The organism is Paracrocinitomix mangrovi (assembly GCF_019740355.2).
GTDB classification, from domain to species: Bacteria; Bacteroidota; Bacteroidia; order Flavobacteriales_D; family Crocinitomicaceae; genus Paracrocinitomix; species Paracrocinitomix mangrovi.
The window spans coordinates 456,759-475,303 of sequence record NZ_CP091819.1 but is presented as its reverse complement, the minus strand read 5'-3'; the positions used below and the strand labels follow the sequence as shown (position 1 = coordinate 475,303).

The window sequence follows — 18,545 nt, the reverse complement described above, 5'->3', positions numbered from 1 at the left end:
TTTTTCCCGAATAATAATTTAAAAATACCGCCTACCAAATAATCTACCAGTTTGGTATATTTTTCTTATCTTCGATTTAAGCAACCTATTAGCTCAATCAATTAAGATGAAGGAATTCATTAATAAAACTTCTCGTGTGTACCTCACTCACGATCAAATTTTCGTGGTAGAATATCAAGATGATTTGGTCTTAGATGTGGAGGATATTCACATACCGGTTGAGCAATATTTAGCGGTTACAGATACTGGCAATCCACTTAAAGTTTTAATTGAATTTCCGGCTAACACTATCATTAATAATGACGCCAGAAGATTTGCAGAAAACAGAGACCAGTGGGCCATTGCAGAAGCCATTGTCATTAACAGCCTGGGACAACGCATTTTGTTCCGCTTTTACTCCAAATTCAGAAAACACAAATACCCTATAAAATCTTTTAGTAACCGCGAAGAAGCACTTGAATGGTTGAGAGATAGATGATTAACTTTTTAAATGTTGATAAACTAACCAAATTGTTTATATCATTCAAGGCTCATTTTACAACCTAACTGTATTTCAGGTATCTATAGATTGAATACTGCACTTAAACTAATATTAAGAAAAGTGTTCAAGCAAGGGTTTAAATTAGCATTTAATGGCACTAGCATCTACTCCGGTTTCTGAACCTCTTACATTTGAGAAGTTTAGCGGTTGTCTTTTAGAAGACGACATCATTTACATGCGCTACTTTGAGAATCAAGAAATAGGTGAAAAAGAAATCGAATTGGGATTTGAACTTCATGATATACTTGAAGTGGATAGCAATGTAAAACGAATTATACATTGTGAATCATACGTTTCCATTACCAGACAAGCTAGAGAATTAGTGCAATTAAAAGGAAGACCGGCCAAAGCTGAAGCTTATGTGATTCCTGCCCTGTCTCAAAAAATTCTTTTCACTGTTTATTCAAAACTTAGAAAAAGAAATCATCCCCTTAAAGCATTTGATAATTTAGAAGATGCTGTTGAATGGGTTAATCAGTTTTAAAATAAAAAGAGGAACATTTTACTGTTCCTCCCTGCTTAATGAAAAAGCCTTGATACCATGAAGGTTACTATATACTACTTAGCGCTTAAATTATAGGCTTTTTTCAATTCTTATTCTTTTTCTTCTTCGCGTTTTTTCTCCTCTTCTGCTTTCTTTTGCTCTTCTAAATCCTTTTCAATTTCTTTCATCTCCTCCTCTAACTCTTTCTGTAATTTCTTTAGTTCTTCATTCACCTCTTGCAGCAACTCTTTGGTTTCTTCTTGTAGATCCTTGTTCATTTGATCCAGGTCCTTTTGCAGTTCACGCATGCTTTCATTTAAACCTTCTAAATCAATCACCAATGTACTGGTACCACCCGGAATTCTATTTAAATGCATTCCGTCATAATTGAACGTGAAATCAACATCCGGAATCTCAATACAAATTGAATCTGCAAAATTTAAATCACTGAAATCAAAGTCAAATTCAAAGTTTGGAACCTCAGGAATTTCAGGAATCTCAATTATTCCGCCGCAATTGCAATCAGGTCCTCTGTTTATGTTTGATTTTTCACCCGATCTGAATTTAACAGCTTTTCCATCATCATCTGCCAACCAACCAAATACAAATCTGCTGTCATCTGCATCATCATCTTCATAGTCAATTTGGTAATTAGCAGTACATCTATTGTATTTGCCATCTTCTCTTTTATGCTTCATTTTCATATGAATAGAGAACTTGTCTAGTCTATCATCAGATGATTTAACTGAATAACTAAAGTCAATACCGGCTTCTTCTGCAGATTTTTTAATCGCATCAAATTCGGCTTCTGTAGTTTTTCTGGTGATTACGTATTTATTGGTGTAATCTTCATCCTTTGCTTTCACTACCTTATTGGTATCGTCATCCACAAAGGCAATCATTGGTATTTCTTGATGTTGAGGCGCCAATGCTATTACTTCTAATTCAGTAATATCAACAGGTGCTACAAATGCATTGTTTGGGGTGTAAACAAAAGTATCTTCTTTATTTACCATTTGCTCTTCCACCATCTGTTCTTCTATAGCAACAGAATCTGTCAATACAGATGTTACTAAATTGTTGTTTTCAATCAAACGGTTTTCTGCAACAATCTCTTCACCTGAAGACATTAGGCTTGTTGCTACCACTGCACCGCTCGTAATTACAGTAATTCCACTAATCATAATGATCCATTTTTTAGTTGTCAATAATTTGATAATTCCCTTAGTGGCCAAAACTCCTCCGGCAGCAAGTACAGCAGCTCCTAAAAAGCGTTTTTTAGTTTCATCAAAAGACACTTCCGGCGCTTGTTCTCTAGCAAGTGCAAACAACTGATCTAATTTTTGTTCCTCATTCATAGCTTGTCCTCCCCTGTTTTATTAGCATTCACAGAAACTACAGTCGGCATTAAAATTTCTCGCAACTTCAGTCTTCCTCTTCTCAATCTTTGCCTTACCGCCGTTTCAGATGCTGATTGAATCTTTGCTATTTCCTTGATACTGAATCCGCTAATTTCAAATAAAATGATACTCTCTCTTTGCTCATCCGGCAACATTGCCAAAGCCTTATGTAGCATATAAATCTCAGCACTTTTGTCAGCTTCATTGTGATGATCCTTTAGCTGAAGATTTGCTACATCAATATCCGTAACACTTTCTTTGATTTTGCGATTGTTATTGGCCAGGATTCTAACACTAATGCTAAATAAAAAAGATAAGAATGCTTGTTTGTTTCTGAGCGTATCAAATTTTTGATAGGCCTTTAACAAAGTTTCATTCATCAAATCTTTATAGTCCATGTCACCATACACACGAGCTCTACAGAATCTTTCGAATCTGTCATGTATGGGTTCATACAGCTTTAAAAATTCTTCTTGTTTCTTTTTATCCATCAAAAGGAAAGTTTCCCTATTTAATAGGTAAGTGTCAATTACAACTAAAAAGTTACATCAATTGAAAAAAAGATGGTGCAATTACTTTTTAAAGTAGTTTCGCAAGATGATGAACGGCCTGATAATTTATGAGGATGACAATTTGATTGTGGTAAATAAACCTGCCAATCTGTTGACTCACCATTCGCATTACGCCAGGAATATAACCGAAGAAAGTCTTTTACAGCTATTGCGTAAAACTTTTCCTATCAAGCTTCATCCAATTCACAGATTAGATCGAAAAACCTCAGGAGTATTGATGGTTGCTAAAGATGTAGCAACAGCTGTTTACTATCAAAATCAGTTTACAGATCAATCCATCACCAAAGAATACAATGCATTGGTAAGAGGATTTGTTCCGGATGAATTAACCATAGATTCACCGGTTAAAAATGACAGAGGCAACTACCAAGAGGCATTGACATTATTGAAATGCTTGCAACAAACAGAGGTTGAAATGGAGGTTGAGCCCTATCCTACTGCCAGATACAGTTTGGTATCACTCATTCCAAAAACAGGCAGAACCCATCAATTGCGTAAACACATGAATAAAATAGCGCATCCAATTATTGGGGATTCCAAATATGGCAACAGGCATCACAATCACGCATTTGAAGCCAAATTTGGACATTCAAGACTGTACTTACATGCAAAATCAATCACTTTTGAGCATCCTACTAAGGGAACATTCACTGCAATGGCAGATTTTCCCGAATTCTGGGAGAGAGACTTGGAGGTTTTGGGGATAAGCTTATAAAGCTTTCAAATAACAATCAAACACAGAAGGGTTGGCTAATTTATTCCATTTATCAGCATCATCATACACTTCAAATACATCAATGGTTTTTACCAAATCATATCCCAAACGTTGATACCAATTGCTCAGAATGTTTTTTGATTCTACATCAATATCTTCAGCACGCAATACCTCAATATGAATGCGATCTCCGCCTTTTTCTTTCACCTTCTCCTCTACCGCATCAATTAAAGCGCGACCAATTCCTTTGCCTTTTTGGTTAAAATCTGCTCCCAGCAAACTAAAGGTCCAGGTTTTGTCTCTCAAATGAAAATATCTGATTCCTCCCACAACTTTACCATCTAAAAAAGCAACTAGAATTTCGTCTCTATCAATGCAAGCTCCAAACTCCTGCTCACTAACCCGCACATAATTTTCTCCCCAAATTTCACTTTCTGTCTCGCGATATGCGTGAATAATGATGTCATATAAGGTTGCAAATTGCTCTTCTGTCAACCTAAAGTCTTTAGCTGAAAATACTGTAAGCATCTGATTGAATTGTAATAACAAAAAAAATCCTGACTTCCATTGGGAAATCAGGATTCAAAGATACTTAGATCTTAATTATTTTGCTTGAAGCTCTGCTACTTTTGCTTTCGCTTCTTTGAATTTTTCAACTTCACCGGCTTTTCCGTAAGCTTCTTTTAATGCAATCCAGAAATTAACATCATCAGGAGAAGCTTGAGTAGCTTGCTCTAAGTAAGGAATTGACTTTTTAAAGTATTCTTTAGACTCAGCTACCATTCCGTCATATTTAGGATCTCCAAACTCTAACTTGTTAGCTTCATTGTTCAACTCAGCTCCTTTGTTAAAGTAAACACCACCTAAAGCAGACATCATGTTTGCATCTTTAGGATTCAACTCTAATGCTTTCAAATAAGATTTTTCTGCATTTTCAAAATCATTCATGTTTTCATAAATGGTTCCGGCAGTATAAGCTAATTGAGCATTGTTAGGATCTAAAGCAATTGCATCTTTCAATGCTTGAACCGCTTCTTCTTTTCTATCAGAATCAATGTAGATATTGATCATTTCAATTAAGATATCCTTGTTGTTAGGATATTTAGCAACTGCATCTTTCAACATTTTCTCTGCATCACCAGTTTTTCCTTGCTTTTGCAAAGCTTGAGAATAGTAATAAGCAGATGTTCCTGGTTGGTAACCCCACTCTAAAGTTTTAGAAAATGCTTCAGCAGCAGTAGACATTGAATCAATGTTATAAGCAGCTAAACCTCCATAGAAGTAGTAGATAGAATCAGACAATCCCATCACTTCTCCAAACATACCTGCTCCAACTAAACCTCCCATTGCTTCTAACCATTTTTCTTCTTCGTAGAATTTAATTCCCTGGTTAGCCAACATTGATCTGTACATATTACAATAATCATCAACATCACTGTGATATCTACCTTTAGAATCTACTTCTTTAGATCTTTTTAAAGCAGCAAACCCGTCTTGAACAGCTTTTTCACCGTCAACTGCTTTTAATACTTCGTCTCCACTAACCGCAGCAACCTGAGGAATAGCGATATAGATTTTACCGTAATACATCAAAGTTTTAGGATCATCCTTAGTTTCTTCGTGTACATACGATTTATCAATAAACTCTTTAGCGTCTTTTAACTCTGCAGCAGCTTCTTCCATGTCACCGCTAAAAAAAGCTTTTTCGTAGTTTCCGTATGCGATACCGGCACTACTTGTGTTTCCTTTTTGCGAATAAGCCGCAGATACGATTCCAACTGCAGCTATAAGTAATATCTTCTTCATTGTTAAATATTTCTTTTTGTTTTGATGCGAAAATTTTCTAATTCCACAATCAAGGTTCAATTTTTATGCCATAATAATTGGCCTTAAAAAAAATCCCGACGGATTTGTCGGGATCAAATTTAATGATTGCCATTGAAAAAACTAAATATCAAGGCAATTACTTATTCTTCTTCGTTACCTAAGTTGTTATCTGCTGTTCCTTCTGCGTCATTTGTTTCTCCTTCTTCTCCTTCAGCAGCTTCTTCATCACGATCTCTGTAAACCTTAGCAACGGCAGCAATTTCATCACTATTTCTCAATGTGATCACTTTAACACCTTGCGTAGCTCTACCCATTACACGTAATTCATCCACGTGCATTCTAATCGTAATTCCATTTTTAGTAATGATCATCAAATCATCATCATCAGTTACGTTTTTCATAGCGATCAACTCACCAGTTTTATCAGTAACATTGATTGTTTTAACACCTTTACCTCCACGGTTAGTAACACGATAATCTGCTACTTCTGAACGTTTTCCGTATCCATTTGATGATACAACCAATACGTTTGCATCTTCTCCCTCTACGCAAATCATTCCTACCACTTCGTCTTTAGCACTTGCCAAGGTAACACCTCTTACACCAGAAGCGGTTCTTCCCATAAAACGAACTTTCTCCTCGTTGAATCTGATAGCTTTCCCTGACTTCAATGCCATCATGATTTCCATGCTTCCATTAGTCAATTTAGCTTCTAACAACTCATCTCCTTCTCTAATTCCGATTGCGTTAATACCATTGGTTCTTGGTCTCGAGTAAGCATCTAACTTGGTTTTCTTGATTACACCTTTCTTAGTACACATAATAATGTACTTGTCTTTGATGTACTCTTCATCTTTCAAGTCAGCTACATTAATAAATGCTTTAATAGAGTCGTCTTGCTCAATATTGATCAAGTTTTGTAATGCTCTACCTTTTGCATTTTTAGCACCTTCTGGCACTTCAAATATTCTCATCCAGAAACACTTACCTTTTTCTGTAAAGATCAATAACCAGTTGTGGTTAGTAGATACAAATAAGTGTTCTAAGAAATCTTTATCTCTTGTTGCAGCTCCTTTTGCTCCAACTCCTCCTCTACTTTGAACGCGGTATTCGTTCAATGCTGTACGCTTAATATATCCTGCGTGAGAGATAGAAATAACAACTTCTTCATTCGGAATCAAATCCTCAATCTTCATCTCATTAGCTGAGTATTCAATATTAGATCTTCTTTCGTCTCCGTATTTTTCTTTTACTTCAATCAATTCCGTTTTGATGATATCCATTCTTCTGCTTTCGTTAGCAAGGATATCTTTCAAATCAGCAATTTTCTCAATCAATTCGTCGTATTCAGCTCTTAATTTATCTTGCTCCAGTCCTGTTAATTGTCTCAATCTCATTTCAACAATTGCTCTGGCCTGAATATCTGACAATTCAAATCTTGCAATTAACTTCTCTCTCGCTTCTTCTGGGCTTTTAGATCCTCTGATCAATGCAATTACTTCATCAATGTTATCTGAAGCAATGATTAAACCTTCTAAAATATGCGCTCTCTCTTCAGCTTTTCTCAATTCATATTGCGTTCTTCTGGTAACAACTTCGTGTCTGTGCTCCACAAAATGATGAATCATATCTTTTAGATTCAACATCTCTGGCTTACCATTTACCAATGCAATGTTATTAACTGAAAATGAAGTCTGTAGATAAGTGTACTTATATAATTTGTTTAATACTACATTAGGAATTGCGTCACGCTTTAATTCGTAAACAATTCGCATTCCTTTTCTATCAGACTCATCTCTAATATCTGAGATACCATCAATTCTTCCTTCATTAACTAACTCAGCAGTCTTTTTAATCATATCTGCTTTGTTAACCTGATAAGGAATTTCATGAACAATAATAGCTTCTCTACCTTCTCTGATCTCTTCAATTGAGGCTTTACCTCTCATCACTACTCTACCTCTACCGGTTTCAAAAGCTTCTTTCACTCCTTCGTAACCATAAATAGTTGCTCCGGTTGGGAAATCTGGCGCTTTAATATATTGCATCAATTCCTCAATCTCAATATCTCTATTATCGATATAAGCAATTGTTCCTTCAACAACCTCTGTTAAGTTGTGAGGAGGCATATTAGTAGCCATACCTACTGCAATACCTGCAGCTCCATTAACTAAAAGATTAGGTATTTTTGTAGGTAATACAGTAGGCTCTTGAAGGGAGTCATCAAAGTTTGGAGCAAAATCAACAGTTTCTTTGTCCAAATCAGCCAACATATCTTCTGCAATTTTCTGCAGTCTAGACTCCGTATAACGCATTGCTGCAGGACTATCTCCGTCGACAGAACCAAAGTTTCCTTGACCATCCACTAAAGGATATCTCAAAGACCAAGGTTGCGCCATACGCACCATAGTATCATATACTGATGAGTCGCCATGCGGATGGTACTTACCAAGCACATCCCCCACAATTCTAGCTGATTTCTTATAAGGACGATTAGAGAATACTCCTAAGTCTTGCATTCCGTACAACACTCTTCTGTGAACGGGTTTAAAACCGTCTCTTACATCCGGAAGTGCTCTGGAAACAATTACCGACATTGAATAATCAATGTAGGCGGACTTCATTTCATCCTCAATATTGATTTTGATTATTTTCTCTCCCTCTGCCATATAAATTGGTTTGTTTTACTTTTTATATAAATAAATTTCATGGTTGAAATGCTTGTCGTGCAAAGACTTATGGTACTGTATCACAAAGCGTGTATTTCTGTGGCATTCAACAAAGTGAACATTCAGCACCGTTTGCGCATTTACAAGGGTCGAAAATACACAATCTAAAAGGAAAAATTGTCATGTCAATATGTCGACTTATTAACAAAAAGTGGCATAAAAAACTCTTTATTAACAATCGGAATAGAATTTGTTCTTGTTATTTTTGAAATTGTGATATTTATCGAGTATTTTTAGTTCAGTTACCATTGAGGTTACTGTAACAAATTAACTTGTAATATTGTTATATTATTAATAATACGTGGGGTTTAAGTAATTCCACCAGCATACGACAAACTATTATATGAATGCAAATTTTTCAGCAAGAGCTAAAGATGTTCTCTCTTACAGCAGAGAGGAAGCGCTGAGATTGGGCAATGATTACCTGGGTGTCGAGCATATTCTATTAGGAATTTTGCGAGAAGGAGAAGGTTTGGCTATCAAACTTTTAAAGGAGTTTCAGGTGGATCTAGCTCAGATTAGAGTAGAATTAGAAAAGACATTAAAAGAAACGCGTGTAAAAAGTATTACCGCAAACAATATTCCTTTGGTTCGTCAAGCAGAGAAAGTATTAAAGATTACTTATCTGGAGGCTAAACTATTTAAAAGCGCCAAAGTAGGCACTGAGCATATTTTATTGGCGATTTTAAGAGAAGAAAACAATATTGCCACTCGCATATTAAATAAATATGGAGTGATTTATGAAAACGTAAAAGAAGAATTAGAAGCTATGCTTGAAGAACAAAATTATCCTAAAGCCGAATTTCCGGGTGACACAGCAGATGACAATCCGGAAGGAGGAGGTACTAACTACGGTTCGGGAGGAAGTTCTAAGCGTTCAGATTCCAAATCAAAAACTCCGGTTCTTGACAACTTTGGAAGAGATTTAACGGCTATGGCTGAGCAAAACAAGCTTGACCCTATCGTAGGACGTGTGAACGAAATTGAAAGAGTATCTCAGATCCTTTCAAGAAGAAAAAAGAACAACCCTATCCTAATTGGTGAACCAGGAGTTGGTAAATCTGCCATTGCAGAAGGTTTGGCTTTAAGAATTGTTCAAAAGAAAGTTTCCAGAGTATTGTTCGGTAAAAGAATCATCTCTTTGGATTTAGCTTCTTTAGTAGCGGGAACAAAATACCGTGGACAGTTTGAAGAACGAATGAAAGCCGTTATGAATGAATTAGAGAAGTCTAGAGACATTATCTTATTCATTGATGAGATTCACACCATCATTGGTGCCGGAGGAGCTTCTGGATCATTAGATGCTTCAAACATGTTTAAACCGGCCCTGGCGAGAGGTGAAATCCAGGTAATCGGAGCTACCACACTGGACGAGTACAGACAATATGTTGAAAAGGACGGAGCTTTAGAAAGAAGATTCCAAAAGGTATTGGTTGAGCCAACTACTATTGATGAAACAGTACAAATCCTTAACAATATCAAGGAAAGATATGAAGATCATCATTCAGTAACATACACTCCTGAAGCAATTGAAGCTTGTGTTAAATTGACTGATAGATACATTTCTGACAGAAACTTACCAGATAAAGCAATTGACGCTTTAGATGAAGTTGGATCAAGAGTTCATATCACCAATATCAACGTTCCTAAAGAAATTGTTGATTTAGAAAAACGCATTGAAGACATCAAAGAAGAAAAAGGAAATGTCATCAAGAGTCAGCAGTATGAAAAAGCAGCTGAATTGCGTGATACTGAAAAGAAATTGCTAGAACAGCTAGATAAAGAACAAAAGAAATGGGAAGAAGATTCCAAAGCACATAAAATCACTGTAACAGAGTCACACGTGGCTGAAGTGGTTTCAATGATGACAGGAATTCCATTGCAAAAAGTATCTGAGTCCGAAACAGGAAAAATCATGCACCTTGGTGATACCATCAAAGGGAAAGTGATTGGACAGGATGAAGCTGTTGCTAAAGTGGTTAAAGCTATCCAAAGAAACAGAGCAGGATTAAAAGATCCTAACAAACCAATTGGTTCATTCTTTTTCTTAGGACCAACAGGAGTTGGTAAAACACAATTAGCAAAAGTATTAGCTAAAACATTGTTTGATTCTGAAGATGCATTGATCAGAATTGACATGTCAGAATACATGGAGAAATTCTCAGTTTCAAGATTAGTTGGAGCACCTCCGGGATACGTTGGTTACGAAGAAGGTGGACAGTTAACTGAAAAAGTAAGGAGAAAGCCCTACTCTATTGTCTTGTTAGACGAGATTGAGAAAGCGCATCCTGATGTATTCAACATGTTATTGCAAGCATTGGATGATGGACACATGACAGATGGTTTAGGTAGAAAGATTGATTTCAAAAACACCATCTTAATCATGACATCAAACATTGGTGCACGTCAATTGGCAGATTTTGGAACCGGAGTTGGATTCGGAACTAAATCTCAAAAAGAACAGGAATCTGAAAACACTGAAAAAGTGATTCAAAATGCATTGAAAAAAGCATTCTCTCCTGAGTTCTTGAACAGAATTGACGACATGATCGTGTTCAACTCATTGAAGAAAGAAGATATCGATAAGATTATTGAAATCGAATTGAAAGAGCTTTATGGAAGAATTCATGAGCTTGGATACGAAATGAAAATCACCAAAGCGGCTAAAGATTTCATCTCTGATAAAGGATATGATGAGAAGTTTGGAGCAAGACCTCTTAAAAGAGCGATCCAAAAATACATTGAAGATCCATTAGCAGAAGAGATCATTAACGCTTCTTTAGTTGAAGGTGATACAATCACAATTGATCTTGACAAGAAAAATGAATCTATCAAGATTAAAATTGATAAAGGCAAAGGAAAAGCCAAAAAAGAAGAAAAGAACAGTGATTCTTAATATTGAAAAGCCACGTTAATAGCGTGGCTTTTTTTATAGTATGAAGCAAATTACCATCATAAAACTACTCAGAGTAACATTTGCTATTTTGCTTATCCTATTTATTTCCTTACCCCTCTACTACTCATTTTACCCTGGAACAGAGCTTAGTGATTTAGAATGGCACAGAATCTATCTTTGGCAAGAGGATTTATTAATTTCTTACCCAATAATTAGCCTCTACTTAATTTGGCCTTTTACAATGGTGGTTAAAAATTACTACTTGAGAGGTATATTGAAACTATACTCACTGTTAGTTTCCGGATTGTGCTGGTTAATGGCATACTTTTCAACCAGTTTTGCGGTGGACATAGCTCCGGGCTTAGGAATGCTCGTGCTTTTCCTTTGGTTACCATGTTTGATTATACTTTACTGCGTTGAATGGGTACGGTTAAAGGAAATAAAAGAAACTACCAATTAAGCATCCAGATCAATTTCTTCATTGCGCTCTAAGTTGAAGTGACGCTTTATCAAATAAACAAAGAGGTACAAAAAAGGAGTATCTGCCAGGGCTACAATCAATTTATAAATAACACTTCCTAACACCAGGTATTGAAATTGATCCCAGGGAATTGCTCCAAAAGTGCACAACAGTAGCATTATGGTGAGTGTATCAATAATTTGAGAAGAAAAAGTAGAGAAGTTATTTCGCAGCCACAACATTCTCCCCTCTGTTTTACGTTTCCAAAAATGGTAGATTTTGATATCTATAAATTGTGCCAACAAATAGGCTAACATTGAAGCCGTCACTGAAACTCCTGCCAAACCAAATGTCTTATGAAATTCTGCATCAGACAAAACAGTACTCTTCCCTGCCGGAACTTGATCTGCTAAATAAGTGAAGCCAATTACCAATAAAGCGCAAACTAAGCCTACTTTCACAACATCATTCGCTCTTTTTTCTCCAAAAATTTCTGAGATCAAATCAGTCACTAAAAATGTCAATGGATAAGGAAGTAATCCCACAGAGATTGGCACCACTGTAAATCCAAAATCAATATCTATAAATTTCAGAAATATGAGATTACAAGAAACCAACAGTGAAATAAACACTCCTGCCAGTAACAAATAAAGTAATCTCGCCTGTTTTAGTTTGCTTTTATCCATCTGGTTTTGCAAGATAGTAATATCTCACCTTTTTACTTTTTTATCTTGCCTACTTACCCATTTGACAAACTTTTGCATTTCTTCATTTTCTTTTAACTTTTTCAACGTATTTAAGTGATACGCCAAAACTTCATGATCAAACAATCTGTGTACCTCTTTGTGACAGTCTGTGCAAACCCAAATTCCATAATGATCAAAATCAATATCCGAAAACGCCTTAATCACTTGTTTCTTTTTATGCATTTTCTTTGGAATAAGGTGATGAAAGCTCAACTCCTTCTCTCTTTCACAGAGTGAACATTGATCGTTTTTATCGGGTTTCATACTTATCTAACAAAAATATGTTAGCATTAGTTGCAAAATGAACCAATAAAAAGCCAAAGTTCATTTATATTTGTGCCTGCAAAAGGAAAAAAGGAATTGAAATGAGATTGGCACAAATCGCAAGAAAAGTTCAAGAAAAACCATCCGACATTAGAGCATTCATCAAAAAGAAGTTTGATCTTGAGCTGGATAATGATCCAAATGTAAAGCTTGAAGACGAACAAGTAGATGCTATTTTACAGGAGTTTGCAAAAGAAGAAGAGGAAGAAGTTGTAGTTGAAGCTCCTAAAAAAGAAACGGTGGTTGAAATTCCAATTGACGAAAGCGTTGACATTGATATTGACAGCTTAAAAGAGATAGCTGAAGAAGAAGTGAAAGACGAAGTAGTTGAAATTCCTGAAGTAAAAGAAACTCCTGTACAAGAAGAAACAGTTGCTGAAACTACTAAAGAGGCTGCTCCAAAGAAAGTTGTAAGCATTGATTACGATAGCGAAGGAAAAGAAGTTGAAGAAGACAATATCGGTAATTTTCAAGAAGTTGAAGTAGACCGTGAAGCAGAATTGATTTCAGCTAAAGTTGAAAAATTAGAAGGATTAAAAGTTGTAGGTAAAATTGAGTTACCTGAAGACAAACTTCCAGAACCGGAAGCTTTACCAACTGTAGATGCTATTGAAAATGAAATTGATCAATTAGATGGTGATGTAGATACTTCAGAGTTTCCTGACATGCTTACATCTACAGACTCAGAAGAGAAAGAAGCCATTTTTGCAGAACTAGATGCTGCTATGGATCAACCATCTGATACATCTGTAAAGTCAGTTGTTAATGACGCTTCAGAAGTTATAGAGAACCAAGAAGAGGAAGAAGAACATTCAATTTATAAAAACGCTAAAGGAGAATACAGATTTACTCCTGAACAAAAGGCTAACAGACGTAAAAGTCTTGCGGAAAAAGAAAGACGTGAGCGTGAAGAAGCTATCAGAAATAAGAAAAAGCGTCACTACGAAGAGAATGTAGCTGCTAAAGCTCAGACTCCTAGCAAGAAGAAAAAGAAAAACAATAAACCATCTCAGAAAGAGCAAGCTAAAAAAGCTAAGGAACAAGCTCCTAAAGGGATTTGGCAAAAGTTTATCGCCTGGTTGAACGATTAATTATTTAATCAATACAATTGGGAAATCCTGACCAAAACTGTAAGAAGTTGGATATTGAGGAGAACCTCTAAATTCTTCTGATAATTCCGGAACTCTATCTTCAACGTAAGATTTTAACTCGTTTACTGTGATTTTTGAATCACCATTATCTCCCTTATCCCCTTCTAACACCTCTAGAATTGCATAAGTAAACAAACCGTGCTTTAAGTTCCCTACTTCATTTGCATATTGCGCATCCTGAGCAGCTGTTAAGAAAAATGTTCCGGTACTACGCGCCAATTGCGCCAAAGCCTTTTCTCTTCCATCACCTCTAGTAGCTAAGGAATTCAAGGCTCCTCCCGAATGACAAGCATCCAAAATAAACAATTGTTTTTCAGCTGACACCTCCATTGAAAGCTGCATTAATTCTTTTGCAGAAAGAGCTTTATTATTGAGCATTTCTACATCACCATAGAGATTGGTAACATCATGTGTAACGATATAAAAATCTGCGTCTTCAGGCTTTTCTGCATACCCCATTACTCCGTGACCGGCATAATAAAACACAAATACATCTTCAGGTCCAATTTTTTCTTTAATCTCTTGCATCACGCGAGTGATCTCAGATTTTGTAGCCTTGTCATTTGTTATGCTGTAGTCATGAATTGCATTAAACAAGGTATCTCCACCTTTCACAATTGCCTTTGAAAAAGCACTTGCGTCATTGACAGCAAAATCCAGGTTGTACTTAGGGTTTTTGTAATCATTAATACCGATAGTAAGGATGTACAATTCAGTTTGTGCCGCCACCCCATCAAAATCAACAACCACTTGCTTAGGAGCTGATTCAGTTCGGTTTTTATTGATTACAATCCCTGATATCTCATTTCTTCCATCAGATAAAGGAATTTCATAGGTTCTAATATCTTTATCCCCTCCTCTAAAAACAATTTCCTTATCCAAAGACTCTGAAATCACAAGCTTTCCGTTATTATAGATTCTGATTTCTGAAAGAGCCACATCCTGACTATTGATTTCAATTCCTAATGGCAATTTATCTTTCTTCCATTTATAAACTGAATCATTGGCAACAGGAATCGCTCTTTGCTTAGATTCAGTTAAATGGAATGCAATCAATGGGCTACTTTCTATAAGCTCTCCAATTCGTTCACCTGTATCATTAAAAGTTTCTCCTTCACTTAATCTTTTAATCAAGCCAGGAGAGAAATATTTATCAAATAATGAGCTTACCGGAACAACTTCTAATCCAGATACATAATTAACTAAACCTAAAGCTTTAGATGAACCATCAAAATAACCATTAGCTGTTGTAGACAACCATTGATCTCTTGAAATTTGAATTCTTGAGTAATCCTCCGTGTAGGTGGCTAAATCCCACACCTTAATCATACCTTCATTGCTACATGAAATCAACTTTTTTCCATCCGCCGTAAAAGCAAGGTCAGTAACAGGATTATTATGTCCATATAAAGTCGCTAACACTTCATTTGTTTCAGGATTCCAGATAATTACATTATTATCAGCTCCACCTGAAGCAATGAATCTGCCCTTGGGATCCCAAGCCACACTGTATGCAGGCGCATGGTGATTTGAATTTCTAGCCTGAAGCATCCCACTCAAAGTATGCCACACTTTCACCTTTCCATCCCAAGATGCAGTCACTAATTGTGTACCATCCGGACTGAAATCATAACTACCGACAACATCTGTATTCCCCACTAAATTCCTGAAGCTTTCCATAGCATCTTGCTCCCAAAATTCGAATCTATTTTTAAGATCCCCGGTAACTACATACAAATCATTAGGAGAGAAACCAATGCAATAAGGAGAGTTTCCTCCCATATCTTTCATCCTGTATTCTCCATTATCCAAATTCCAAATAGCCATTGTTCCATCCCAACTTGCCGAAGCTATTTTGCTACCATCACTATTAAATGAAAGATCAAAAACCAAGTTTCTATGTCCTTTTAAGGTTTCTTTTAGCTTACCACTTTCAACATCCCAAAGCTTGATAGTTCTGTCCCCTGAGCCAGTTGCTACTGTTTTGCCATCAGGTGAAAAATCATATGCAATCACCACCTTACTGTGCCCCTTAAACTCTTTTTCTACTTTACCTGTCTTTACATTAATCATTAATGCTGTTGAATCTACACCACCAATTACAAGGTGCTCACCATTAGGACTCAAAGCAAAACCTCTTTTCATACTAATGTATTCCAGGATTCCTTCTTCTGTCCAATTGTCATAACTATAACGCAAACCATCATCTCGATCCTTATTCAGGTACCCACCTAAAGTTGAGACTTTTTTACCTGTAGTAACATCCCAAATGGCAGCTGTATTATTTTCACCCGGAAGAATGATAGATTTACCATCAACACTGAAGTTAATTTCATAATAGTCAACCTTTTCAGACTTTACCTCCATGGTTTTTTTACCTGATTTTACATGGTAAGCAAAGATTGTTTCATCCACATTAATTACTACATAGTCATCATTTGGTGAAAAAACCATATTGGAAGGACGATCTCTATTATCATTAAAAGATCTAAGCTTTTTACCCGAATTGGCATCCCAGAGAATTGCATCTACCTTATTTGACATAGTAACAACAAAATCACTATTGTTACTCCAGGCGTGCTTAGTGTTACAACCATCACAACGCTCTTCTGAATCAGGATCAGTTAAATCCGCTATTACTTTTCCGGTATTAGCATCAAAAATCTTAGCAAACAACTTAGAAGACGACAATAACACCTTGGAACCATCAGGACTGAAAGACATTTCAAAAACCTTATCAAAAGGAATGTGTAAAATGGTGTCTCCTGTATTTAGGTTATAAATTTCAGCTCCTTTATAACCACTTGTGTTTAACACCTTATCTCCTTGATTATTGATAACATTATGCATGTAAAAAGCACTGTAATTCTTTTTGTATTCCCCTACTAAATCCCCTGTTTTAACATCATAGATTTTCATTTCATCACGAGAGTAAGTAACCATCTTTTTACCATCAGGACTAAAATAAGCCTGTCTGATGTCTTGATTTGGAAACTCCCAACTTCTAATCAAATGACCATTGATTACATTGTAAAGCTTTACTGAGTGATCTTGACTGGCTGATAAAATCTCTTCTCCATTTGGACTAAATTCAACAGACCAAATAGGAGCTGAATGCCTGTTATAGACTCTGATTTCTTTACCAGTTTGAACATTCCACAAAATGATGGCATTATCAAAACCTCCTGTAACAGCATATTTTCCTGAAGGATGAAAATCTGCACAAGTAACATACTTTGCATGCCCTTTTTGGAGAATTGTTTCTAATGGATATTTGGTTTGAGCTGTACTTTGATAAAATGACAACAATACAACAAAAGACAATAGCAACCTTTGCATAACCGGATAATTGAGATTCATATCAAATATACGGATTGAATATCCAATACAAATCTTTTATCCCTATGAAAATCAAGGAAATATTAACAAGTTTTACATCCAATCAACATCATTAAAGAGGCACTTCCATGAGTAGAATTCTGCTATCCTCCATTATCTTAATGTCAAAACCCTCAGTATCATGCACTCCAAACCCATCTCTCTTTTCAATCTTTTCACCATTCACTTCAATTTCACCTTCAATCAGAAAGATGAAAACACCATTCTCCTTATCATTGAACTGATAAGCCGTAAGTTCTCCTTTATCAAATACTCCATGATGAAACCAGGCATTAGCGTGAATCCATGAACCTTCATCATCAGGATTTGGACTCACAATTTGTTGCCAGCTGTTAGCATCAAAAGAAAACGAAATTTGATCATACCTGGGCTCCACATTATTTTTATTTGGGATTACCCAAATTTGAGATATGTTAGTTACATCAGCAATATCATTAAATTCAGAATGATAAACACCGGTTCCTGCAGACATCACCTGTACCTCCCCACTTTTAATCACCCCTTCATTTCCCATACTATCTCTGTGTCTCAAAGCTCCGGCAATAGGAACAGTAATGATTTCCATGTTTTGATGCGGATGTTCCGAAAAACCTGTCTTACCTTGGATTACATCATCATTCAACACTCTCAACGACCCAAATCCCATTTGATTTGGATTATAGTAATTCGCAAAACTAAACATATAGTTAGCTTTTAACCATCCATAGTCTGCGCTTCCTCTTTCAATAGATTTAATGTGATATGTTTTCATGATATTACCTCCAAAAAATGTCTTAATTGTTCTTGATGCTGTTCTTTCAATTCCGCATCTGTTATTACACCATCATTAGATGTATGATTATATGAGGGCAATGAAAATTCTGCAACCACCTCACCATCTCCTCTATCCACCAACATTTTTAGTAATGCTAATGATTTTGCTGCACCACCACGACCTGCTGATGTTGACATGATAAATAACTTTTTATCATTCAAATATTTTTCTGTCCTCTCTAAATGCAGTGTTATCCTGCTCAACCAATCTATAACATTCTTAAAAAATGCAGGCATCATTGCATTATGTTCAGGAGTACTGATTATGATTCCATCTGCCTCATCAATCAACTTTAGTAATTCTAAAATACCTTGAGGCAAACCCTCTGACTTTTCCAGGTCCTGACTGAACATAGGAATATCAAAATCTCTTAAATCAATATGATTTAACTCAAATCCTTCAATTAAACCTAAAGTATACTCTATCAACGTTCTATTTATAGATGTTGAACTATTACTTCCGGCAAACAACAGTATTTTCTTCATTA

The 18,545-nt window shown here is 36.0% G+C and carries 15 protein-coding genes; 5 read left to right on the top strand and 10 right to left on the bottom strand.

Annotation, left to right across the window (positions count from 1 at the left end):
• Nucleotides 1–106: 106 nt before the first annotated feature.
• Together K6119_RS02105 and K6119_RS02100 are read left to right on the top strand one after the other, a co-directional pair.
• Nucleotides 107–478, top strand: a complete 372-nt coding sequence (locus K6119_RS02105; RefSeq protein ID WP_221834049.1) for a DUF7793 family protein — start codon at nucleotides 107–109, stop codon at nucleotides 476–478.
• 154 nt (nucleotides 479–632) lie between these two features.
• A complete protein-coding gene (locus tag K6119_RS02100) occupies nucleotides 633–1,025 on the top strand; it encodes a DUF7793 family protein (protein ID WP_221834051.1) in 393 nt (130 codons plus the stop codon).
• Between the two features lie 110 nt (nucleotides 1,026–1,135).
• Here K6119_RS02100 and K6119_RS02095 read toward each other — a convergent pair whose 3' ends face one another.
• Both K6119_RS02095 and K6119_RS02090 read right to left on the bottom strand, forming a co-directional pair.
• Nucleotides 1,136–2,383 (bottom strand): hypothetical protein, encoded by a 1,248-nt coding sequence (locus K6119_RS02095; RefSeq protein ID WP_221834052.1) that lies wholly within the window; start codon nucleotides 2,381–2,383, stop codon nucleotides 1,136–1,138.
• A complete protein-coding gene (locus tag K6119_RS02090) occupies nucleotides 2,380–2,916 on the bottom strand; it encodes an RNA polymerase sigma factor (protein WP_221834054.1) in 537 nt (178 codons plus the stop codon). Before K6119_RS02090 ends, K6119_RS02095 begins: the two co-directional genes overlap by 4 nt.
• A 109-nt stretch (nucleotides 2,917–3,025) precedes the next feature.
• On the opposite strand from K6119_RS02090, the gene K6119_RS02085 reads away from it, so the two are divergent.
• Nucleotides 3,026–3,712, top strand: a complete 687-nt coding sequence (locus K6119_RS02085) for an RluA family pseudouridine synthase (protein WP_221834056.1) — start codon at nucleotides 3,026–3,028, stop codon at nucleotides 3,710–3,712.
• Here K6119_RS02085 and K6119_RS02080 read toward each other — a convergent pair.
• From K6119_RS02080 to gyrA, 3 genes are all read right to left on the bottom strand, one after another.
• Entirely contained in the window at nucleotides 3,707–4,240 is a 534-nt protein-coding gene (locus tag K6119_RS02080) for a GNAT family N-acetyltransferase (protein ID WP_221834058.1), read from the bottom strand. The two genes, K6119_RS02085 and K6119_RS02080, sit on opposite strands and share 6 nt — an antisense overlap.
• Before the next feature lie 75 nt (nucleotides 4,241–4,315).
• Complete coding sequence (locus tag K6119_RS02075) at nucleotides 4,316–5,518, bottom strand: tetratricopeptide repeat protein (RefSeq protein WP_221834060.1); 1,203 nt, start codon at nucleotides 5,516–5,518, stop codon at nucleotides 4,316–4,318.
• A 161-nt stretch (nucleotides 5,519–5,679) separates the two neighbouring features.
• Nucleotides 5,680–8,208 carry a DNA gyrase subunit A gene (gene gyrA / locus K6119_RS02070; RefSeq protein WP_221834062.1) on the bottom strand — a complete coding sequence of 843 codons (2,529 nt, stop codon included), beginning with the start codon at nucleotides 8,206–8,208 and terminating at the stop codon, nucleotides 5,680–5,682.
• Between the two features lie 403 nt (nucleotides 8,209–8,611).
• Between gyrA and K6119_RS02065 the strand changes: the two genes are divergently transcribed.
• The gene (locus tag K6119_RS02065; RefSeq protein ID WP_221834064.1) at nucleotides 8,612–11,164 is read left to right on the top strand and encodes an ATP-dependent Clp protease ATP-binding subunit; all 2,553 of its coding nucleotides are present in this window, start codon (nucleotides 8,612–8,614) and stop codon (nucleotides 11,162–11,164) included.
• Nucleotides 11,165–11,620: 456 nt separating this feature from the next.
• Here the strand turns inward: K6119_RS02065 and K6119_RS02060 are convergent, their stop codons facing one another.
• On the bottom strand, nucleotides 11,621–12,310 hold the full coding sequence (locus tag K6119_RS02060; protein WP_221834066.1) for a queuosine precursor transporter: 690 nt from the start codon (nucleotides 12,308–12,310) through the stop codon (nucleotides 11,621–11,623).
• A 24-nt stretch (nucleotides 12,311–12,334) separates the two neighbouring features.
• On the bottom strand, nucleotides 12,335–12,634 hold the full coding sequence (locus tag K6119_RS02055; RefSeq protein ID WP_221834068.1) for a hypothetical protein: 300 nt from the start codon (nucleotides 12,632–12,634) through the stop codon (nucleotides 12,335–12,337).
• 101 nt (nucleotides 12,635–12,735) lie between these two features.
• Between K6119_RS02055 and K6119_RS02050 the strand changes: the two genes are divergently transcribed.
• Nucleotides 12,736–13,785 (top strand): hypothetical protein, encoded by a 1,050-nt coding sequence (locus tag K6119_RS02050; RefSeq protein WP_221834070.1) that lies wholly within the window; start codon nucleotides 12,736–12,738, stop codon nucleotides 13,783–13,785.
• Here K6119_RS02050 and K6119_RS02045 read toward each other — a convergent pair whose 3' ends face one another.
• From K6119_RS02045 to K6119_RS02035, 3 genes are all read right to left on the bottom strand, one after another.
• Complete coding sequence (locus tag K6119_RS02045) at nucleotides 13,786–17,184, bottom strand: caspase family protein (RefSeq protein ID WP_221834072.1); 3,399 nt, start codon at nucleotides 17,182–17,184, stop codon at nucleotides 13,786–13,788.
• Nucleotides 17,185–17,296: 112 nt separating this feature from the next.
• Nucleotides 17,297–17,995 (bottom strand): pirin family protein, encoded by a 699-nt coding sequence (locus K6119_RS02040; RefSeq protein ID WP_221834073.1) that lies wholly within the window; start codon nucleotides 17,993–17,995, stop codon nucleotides 17,297–17,299.
• Nucleotides 17,992–18,543, bottom strand: a complete 552-nt coding sequence (locus K6119_RS02035; protein ID WP_221834075.1) for an NADPH-dependent FMN reductase — start codon at nucleotides 18,541–18,543, stop codon at nucleotides 17,992–17,994. The genes K6119_RS02040 and K6119_RS02035 overlap by 4 nt, the downstream gene beginning before the upstream one ends.
• Nucleotides 18,544–18,545 lie beyond the last annotated feature (2 nt).

Bases quoted from the DNA above. Each gene is read 5' to 3' on its own strand.
- K6119_RS02075 (WP_221834060.1), bottom strand. From the start codon at position 5,518: ATGAAGAAGATATTACTTATAGCTGCAGTTGGAATCGTATCTGCGGCT.
- K6119_RS02035 (WP_221834075.1), bottom strand. From the start codon at position 18,543: ATGAAGAAAATACTGTTGTTTGCCGGAAGTAATAGTTCAACATCTATA.
- K6119_RS02100 (WP_221834051.1), top strand. From the start codon at position 633: ATGGCACTAGCATCTACTCCGGTTTCTGAACCTCTTACATTTGAGAAG.
- K6119_RS02050 (WP_221834070.1), top strand. From the start codon at position 12,736: ATGAGATTGGCACAAATCGCAAGAAAAGTTCAAGAAAAACCATCCGAC.
- K6119_RS02095 (WP_221834052.1), bottom strand. From the start codon at position 2,383: ATGAATGAGGAACAAAAATTAGATCAGTTGTTTGCACTTGCTAGAGAA.
- K6119_RS02080 (WP_221834058.1), bottom strand. From the start codon at position 4,240: ATGCTTACAGTATTTTCAGCTAAAGACTTTAGGTTGACAGAAGAGCAA.
- K6119_RS02090 (WP_221834054.1), bottom strand. From the start codon at position 2,916: ATGGATAAAAAGAAACAAGAAGAATTTTTAAAGCTGTATGAACCCATA.
- K6119_RS02055 (WP_221834068.1), bottom strand. From the start codon at position 12,634: ATGAAACCCGATAAAAACGATCAATGTTCACTCTGTGAAAGAGAGAAG.
- K6119_RS02060 (WP_221834066.1), bottom strand. From the start codon at position 12,310: ATGGATAAAAGCAAACTAAAACAGGCGAGATTACTTTATTTGTTACTG.
- K6119_RS02045 (WP_221834072.1), bottom strand. From the start codon at position 17,184: ATGCAAAGGTTGCTATTGTCTTTTGTTGTATTGTTGTCATTTTATCAA.
- gyrA (WP_221834062.1), bottom strand. From the start codon at position 8,208: ATGGCAGAGGGAGAGAAAATAATCAAAATCAATATTGAGGATGAAATG.
- K6119_RS02065 (WP_221834064.1), top strand. From the start codon at position 8,612: ATGAATGCAAATTTTTCAGCAAGAGCTAAAGATGTTCTCTCTTACAGC.
- K6119_RS02105 (WP_221834049.1), top strand. From the start codon at position 107: ATGAAGGAATTCATTAATAAAACTTCTCGTGTGTACCTCACTCACGAT.
- K6119_RS02085 (WP_221834056.1), top strand. From the start codon at position 3,026: ATGAACGGCCTGATAATTTATGAGGATGACAATTTGATTGTGGTAAAT.
- K6119_RS02040 (WP_221834073.1), bottom strand. From the start codon at position 17,995: ATGAAAACATATCACATTAAATCTATTGAAAGAGGAAGCGCAGACTAT.